The sequence below is a fragment of the Nocardiopsis sp. TNDT3 genome (assembly GCF_003427465.1).
Classification (GTDB): Bacteria; Actinomycetota; Actinomycetes; order Streptosporangiales; family Streptosporangiaceae; genus Nocardiopsis; species Nocardiopsis dassonvillei.
In genome coordinates this window covers 1-4,668 of the sequence record NZ_QPFC01001133.1, presented here as the reverse complement: position 1 = coordinate 4,668, position 4,668 = coordinate 1, and the positions used below count along the sequence as shown (strand labels likewise).

The following is a 4,668-nucleotide window of genomic DNA, read 5'->3' as shown; positions in this document are numbered from 1 at the left end:
TTGGTCGCCCTCCCGGGCCACTTCGCGGCAGCTGACGCCGCTACCTCCGGCCACCACCCGCAACCAGGGCGTTGGTCGGAGCCCTCACTCACCCACAACCATCCCGGGCCCCAACCAACGACGACAGGTAGCGACGTCAGGTCAGGAGGCGGCGGCCCGCACGTGCCGTTCCTCGATCCACCGGCACACGGCGTCGGCGGTCTCCCGGGGCTCGGCGCTGGTGGTGTCCAGCAGGTCGACCGGGGGCTCCAGGCGCGCGGCCTCGGACTCCACCCAGGCCGCGTACTCCAGGGCCTCGGCGATCCGCTCCTCGTCCCACTGGCGCCAGGCGGGGCGGGCCCGCAGGCGCCCGGCCAGGACGTCGGGCTCACAGGTCAGCGCGAGGTAGTGGACGTCGGTGAACAGGACGCGCTCGGGCAGGTGCTCCAGCTCCGGCGGTACCACCGTGCCGCACAGCACGACGGGCCGTCCGCTCTGCTGGACCATGGCGGCGGTGCGCAGCCAGGTGGAGCGGAACAGCCGGTGGTGGTCGGCCGGGTCACGGAGTCCGCCGACCCACAGGAGGTCCTGTTCCAGGACGACGAAGCGGTCGCGGAGCCGCTCCAGCAGCGCTCCGGCGATGGTGGACTTGCCGGTGCCGCTCGGTCCCGACACGCAGTACAGGGGCAGGCGCAGGAACGGGCGGGTGCGCTGGCAGAAGGCGCAGCGCAACACGGAGACCCCCGCGGCGGTGTCGGGGGTCTCGTCCCATTCCCCGCAGTGGGTACAGATCAGCGGGTGCACGGGTTACTCGTTCAGGTTGTCGGAACTGCTCGGCTCAGTCGAAGAGGCCTTCGAGGAAGCTCTTCTTTCGGCGTCCACCGTAGCCGCGCGGGGAGTCGGGGTAGCCGCCGTGGCCGCCCCGGTAGCCCTTCGGGGAGTCCGGGTAACCGCCGCGGTAGCCCTTCGGGGAGTCGGGGTGACCGCCCCGGTAGCCCTTGGGCGAGTCCGGGTAACCGCCGCGGTGCTGCTGCGGGTAACCGTGGGGCGGAGCCTGGTGGGGGTCGGGAGGCGGCGCGACACCGTAGTGGCGCTGCTCGGCGTTGACGACCCGCTCCAGCTCACCCCGGTCGAGGAAGATGCCCTGGCATCCGTCACACCGGTCGATGTGGACGCCCTGGCGGTCGAACGTGCGCATGGTGCTTTGACACTTGGGACAGATCACGAAACGACATTACTCGATTCTTGTCAGGAGCGGATAAAAAGGGACGGCCTACTCCGGGGAGGCCAGCATGAGCGAGCGGGCGGCCTCGGTCACGCTGCCCGACAGCGACGGGTACACCGAGAAGGTGTGCGCGATGTCGTCCACGGTCAGGCGCTGCTGGACGGCGATGGACACGCCCAGGATGAGCTCGCTGGCGCGCGGGCCGACGATGACGCCGCCCAGCACGATGCCGGTGTGCTGGCGGCAGATCAGCTTGACGAAGCCGTCCTTGACCTCGTTCATCTTGGCGCGCGGGTTGGTGTTGAGCGGCAGGGTGACCGACCGGCCGTCGATCCGGCCGCTGCGCACGTCGTCCTCGCTGGCGCCCACGGCGGCCAGCTCGGGGTGGGTGAACACGGTGGAGGCCACGGTGGAGAGCTTGAGCGGGGACACGGCCTCGCCGAGCGCGTGCCACATGGCGATGCGGCCCTGCATGGCGGCCACGGAGGCCAGCATGTTCACGCCCGTGCAGTCGCCCGCGGCGTACACGCCGGGGACGGTGGTGCGCGAGACCCGGTCGACCTCGACGAAGCCGCCGTCGCCCAGGCGGACACCGGCCTCCTCCAGACCCAGGTCCTGGGTGTTGGGGATCATGCCGACCGTCATCAGGCAGTGGCTGCCCTCCACGGTGCGGCCGTCGGAGAGGGTGACGAGCACGCCGTCGTCGGTGCGCACCACCGACTCGGCGCGGGTCTTGTTGAGAACGGTCATGCCGCGGCGCATGAAGACCTGCTCCAGCACCTCGGCGGCGTCGGGGTCCTGGGTGGGCATGACGCGGTCGCGCGAGGAGACCAGGGTGACCTGGGAGCCGAGGGACTGGTAGGCGCTGGCGAACTCGGCGCCGGTGACGCCGGAGCCGACCACGATCAGCCTCTCCGGGAGCTCCTCCATGTCGTAGAGGTGGCGCCAGGTGAGGATGCGCTCGCCGTCGGGCTTGGCGGAGGGCAGTTCGCGGGGGTGGGCGCCCGTGGCGATGAGGACGACGTCGGCGCGCAGGCGCTGGTCGCCCACGGCCACGATGTGCGGGTCGACCAGACGGGCCTCCCCGTTGATCACCTCCACGCCCTCCTTGACCAGGCGGGCGCGGGTGTCCTCGGACTGCGCCTGGGCCAGGAGTTTGATGCGGGTGTTGATCCGGTCGGTGTCCACCCGGACCGCGTCCTCGTCCTGGGCGTCGCGGATACGGATGCCGAGGCTGTCGGACTCGCGTACGTACGTGGTGCGGGTGGACGTGGCGATCAGGCTCTTGGAGGGCACGCAGTCGGTGAGGACGCAGGCGCCGCCGATACCGTCGCGTTCCACCACCGTCACGTCCGCGCCGAGCTGCGCGGCGACCAGTGCCGCCTCGTAGCCCCCGGGTCCGCCACCGATGATCACGACCTTCGTCACGCTAGCCTCACTCCCTCTGCTGCCTGGCCGCCACGCGCGTCCCCGGTCCGGGTGATATGCGGGCATGGCGCGGCACCACCTGTTTTCGTCGCTTGCTCCCATTGTCGGCCATGCCGACCGGGGGAAATAGCAGGCACCCCGGGCCAACCGGTCTACGATGGCCCCGTGTCCATCTACGCGGCGTACGGAACCAGTCTCCACCCCGGGCAGATGGCCCGGCGGGCCCCGCACTCGCCCCTGATCACCACCGGCTGGTTGGAGGGTTGGCGGCTGACCTTCGGCGAGTGCCTTCCCGAGCCCGGGGGCGCGCTGGCGACCCTGGTCGAGGACGCTGGTCAGCGGGTGTTCGTGGCGCTGTACGACCTCATGGAATGGGACGAACCCCACTTGGACTTCTGGCAGGGCGCCCTGGAGACGCCGCGCGGAGGTCAGCACCGCCTGCGGGGCGTGTCCGAGGACGAGTACGAGGACCTGCGGCGCAGGCGGGCGCTGTGGTCGGTCGCGGGTGACGGGCGGGCCTACCGCAAGGTCACGGTGCGCGCCCGGACGGCCGACCACGGCGTGGTGCCGGCCTGGGCCTACGTGCTCGACGGCTACGAGGGCGGGATGCCCTCGGCGATCCAGCTGGGCGAGCTGGCGGTGGCCGCCGAGAAGGCGGGGGCGCCCGACTGGTACGTCTCCGAGCTGCTCGCCCGGGAGTGCCTGCCCACCGAGCTGTGACCACCGCGTCCGCCGTGCGGCCGGGCGCGGGAACACACGTGCGCACGCTCCCGGACGCCGCGGTCACCCGGAGGTAGCATCCGTCGTGTGACGGAACCAGAGCAGCAGCCGAGGACGACCGGCGAGGCCAGGGAGCTGGCGGCCGACGCGGCGCGCGAACTCCTGTCCCGTACCGGTGCCGACAGCTTCGACGCGCTGGTGGTGCTCGGTTCGGGCTGGGCGGGCGCGGTGGACACGCTGGGCTCGTACGACATCGAGCTGGACGCCACCGACCTTCCCGGCTTCCACGAACCCGCCGCCGAGGGGCACTCGGGCAAGATCCGCAGCATGTGGGTGGGCGACAAGCGCGTCATCGTGTTCATGGGGCGCGTCCACCTCTACGAGGGCCGCGACCCGCTGGAGGTGGTCCACGCGGTCCGCACGGGCGTGGCCGCGGGTGCGAGGACCGCCGTGCTGACGGGCGCCGCCGGGTCGCTGCGCACGGACTTCGCCACGGGGCAGCCCGTGGTGGTGCGCGACCACATCAACCTGACCGCCCGGTCGCCGCTGGTGGGGCCCTCGTTCGTGGACCTGTCGTCGGCCTACAGCCCCCGGCTGCGGCGGGCCGTCCAGGAGGCGGACGCATCGGTCCCCGAAGGTGTGTACGTGTGCACGACGGGGCCGCAGACGCAGACCCCGGCGGAGCTGAAGGTGCTGCACCAGGCGGGCGCGGACCTGGTGGGCCACTCGATCGCCCTGGAGGCGGTCGCGGCGGTGGAGGCGGGCGCCGAGGTGCTGGGGCTGGCGGTGGTCAGCAACGACGCCGTGGGGGCGGTGTTCGAGCCCTTCGAGGCCGAGCGCGCCCTGGACGTGGTCACCCAGCGGGCCCGCAGGCTGGGCGAGCTGCTCAACAGGGTGATCGGCCAGGCCTAGGAGCCGGGCCTGGAGAAATAGGAGCCGGGCCTGGAGAAAACCGTGGGGGTGGGGCGCCTCCGACCGGGCCCGTCCGGTACCGGCGTGGCGAGCGTACACCCCGAGGCCTGGGGGTGGACGGTACCGACCGGGTTCCGGTCGGAGGCAGTGCTTGCCCCGGTGCCCGCGTCGCGCGGAATCCCCGCAGATCCCGTTGGACTCGCGACCTGGGCACCTTGTACTTCCGTTATTCAGTTGGACCGCGCGCGTCGCCCTCGGGGAAGGTCCGGGCGGACGGCCATCCGCGCGAAGTCGCCCGCCCGGAACGCTCTCCCTTAGGCATGCCTTACCTAACCAGAACTCGGGAAGCGCGTCAACCCCCGACATGGCGGACCCGGCCGCCGCACGGGGGTGGGGACCGGGTC

At 71.9% G+C, this 4,668-nt stretch carries 5 protein-coding genes; 2 read left to right on the top strand and 3 right to left on the bottom strand.

Going from position 1 to position 4,668, the window contains the following annotated elements; all coding sequences use genetic code 11:
• Window positions 1–141: 141 nt before the first annotated feature.
• Genes DQW06_RS24745 through DQW06_RS24735 form a run of 3 tightly spaced genes read right to left on the bottom strand, consistent with a single transcriptional unit; the run spans window position 142 to window position 2,632 of the window.
• Window positions 142–783, bottom strand: a complete 642-nt coding sequence (locus DQW06_RS24745) for an AAA family ATPase (protein ID WP_117199407.1) — start codon at window positions 781–783, stop codon at window positions 142–144.
• A 34-nt stretch (window positions 784–817) separates the two neighbouring features.
• Window positions 818–1,204, bottom strand: a complete 387-nt coding sequence (locus DQW06_RS24740) for a zf-TFIIB domain-containing protein (RefSeq protein WP_013154953.1) — start codon at window positions 1,202–1,204, stop codon at window positions 818–820.
• A 48-nt stretch (window positions 1,205–1,252) separates the two neighbouring features.
• Entirely contained in the window at window positions 1,253–2,632 is a 1,380-nt protein-coding gene (locus tag DQW06_RS24735) for an NAD(P)H-quinone dehydrogenase (RefSeq protein WP_041552873.1), read from the bottom strand.
• Between the two features lie 165 nt (window positions 2,633–2,797).
• Between DQW06_RS24735 and DQW06_RS24730 the strand changes: the two genes are divergently transcribed.
• Window positions 2,798–3,352, top strand: a complete 555-nt coding sequence (locus tag DQW06_RS24730) for a gamma-glutamylcyclotransferase family protein (protein WP_013154955.1) — start codon at window positions 2,798–2,800, stop codon at window positions 3,350–3,352.
• A gap of 87 nt (window positions 3,353–3,439) precedes the next feature.
• Window positions 3,440–4,264 carry a purine-nucleoside phosphorylase gene (locus DQW06_RS24725; protein ID WP_013154956.1) on the top strand — a complete coding sequence of 275 codons (825 nt, stop codon included), beginning with the start codon at window positions 3,440–3,442 and terminating at the stop codon, window positions 4,262–4,264.
• Window positions 4,265–4,668: the final 404 nt, after the last annotated feature.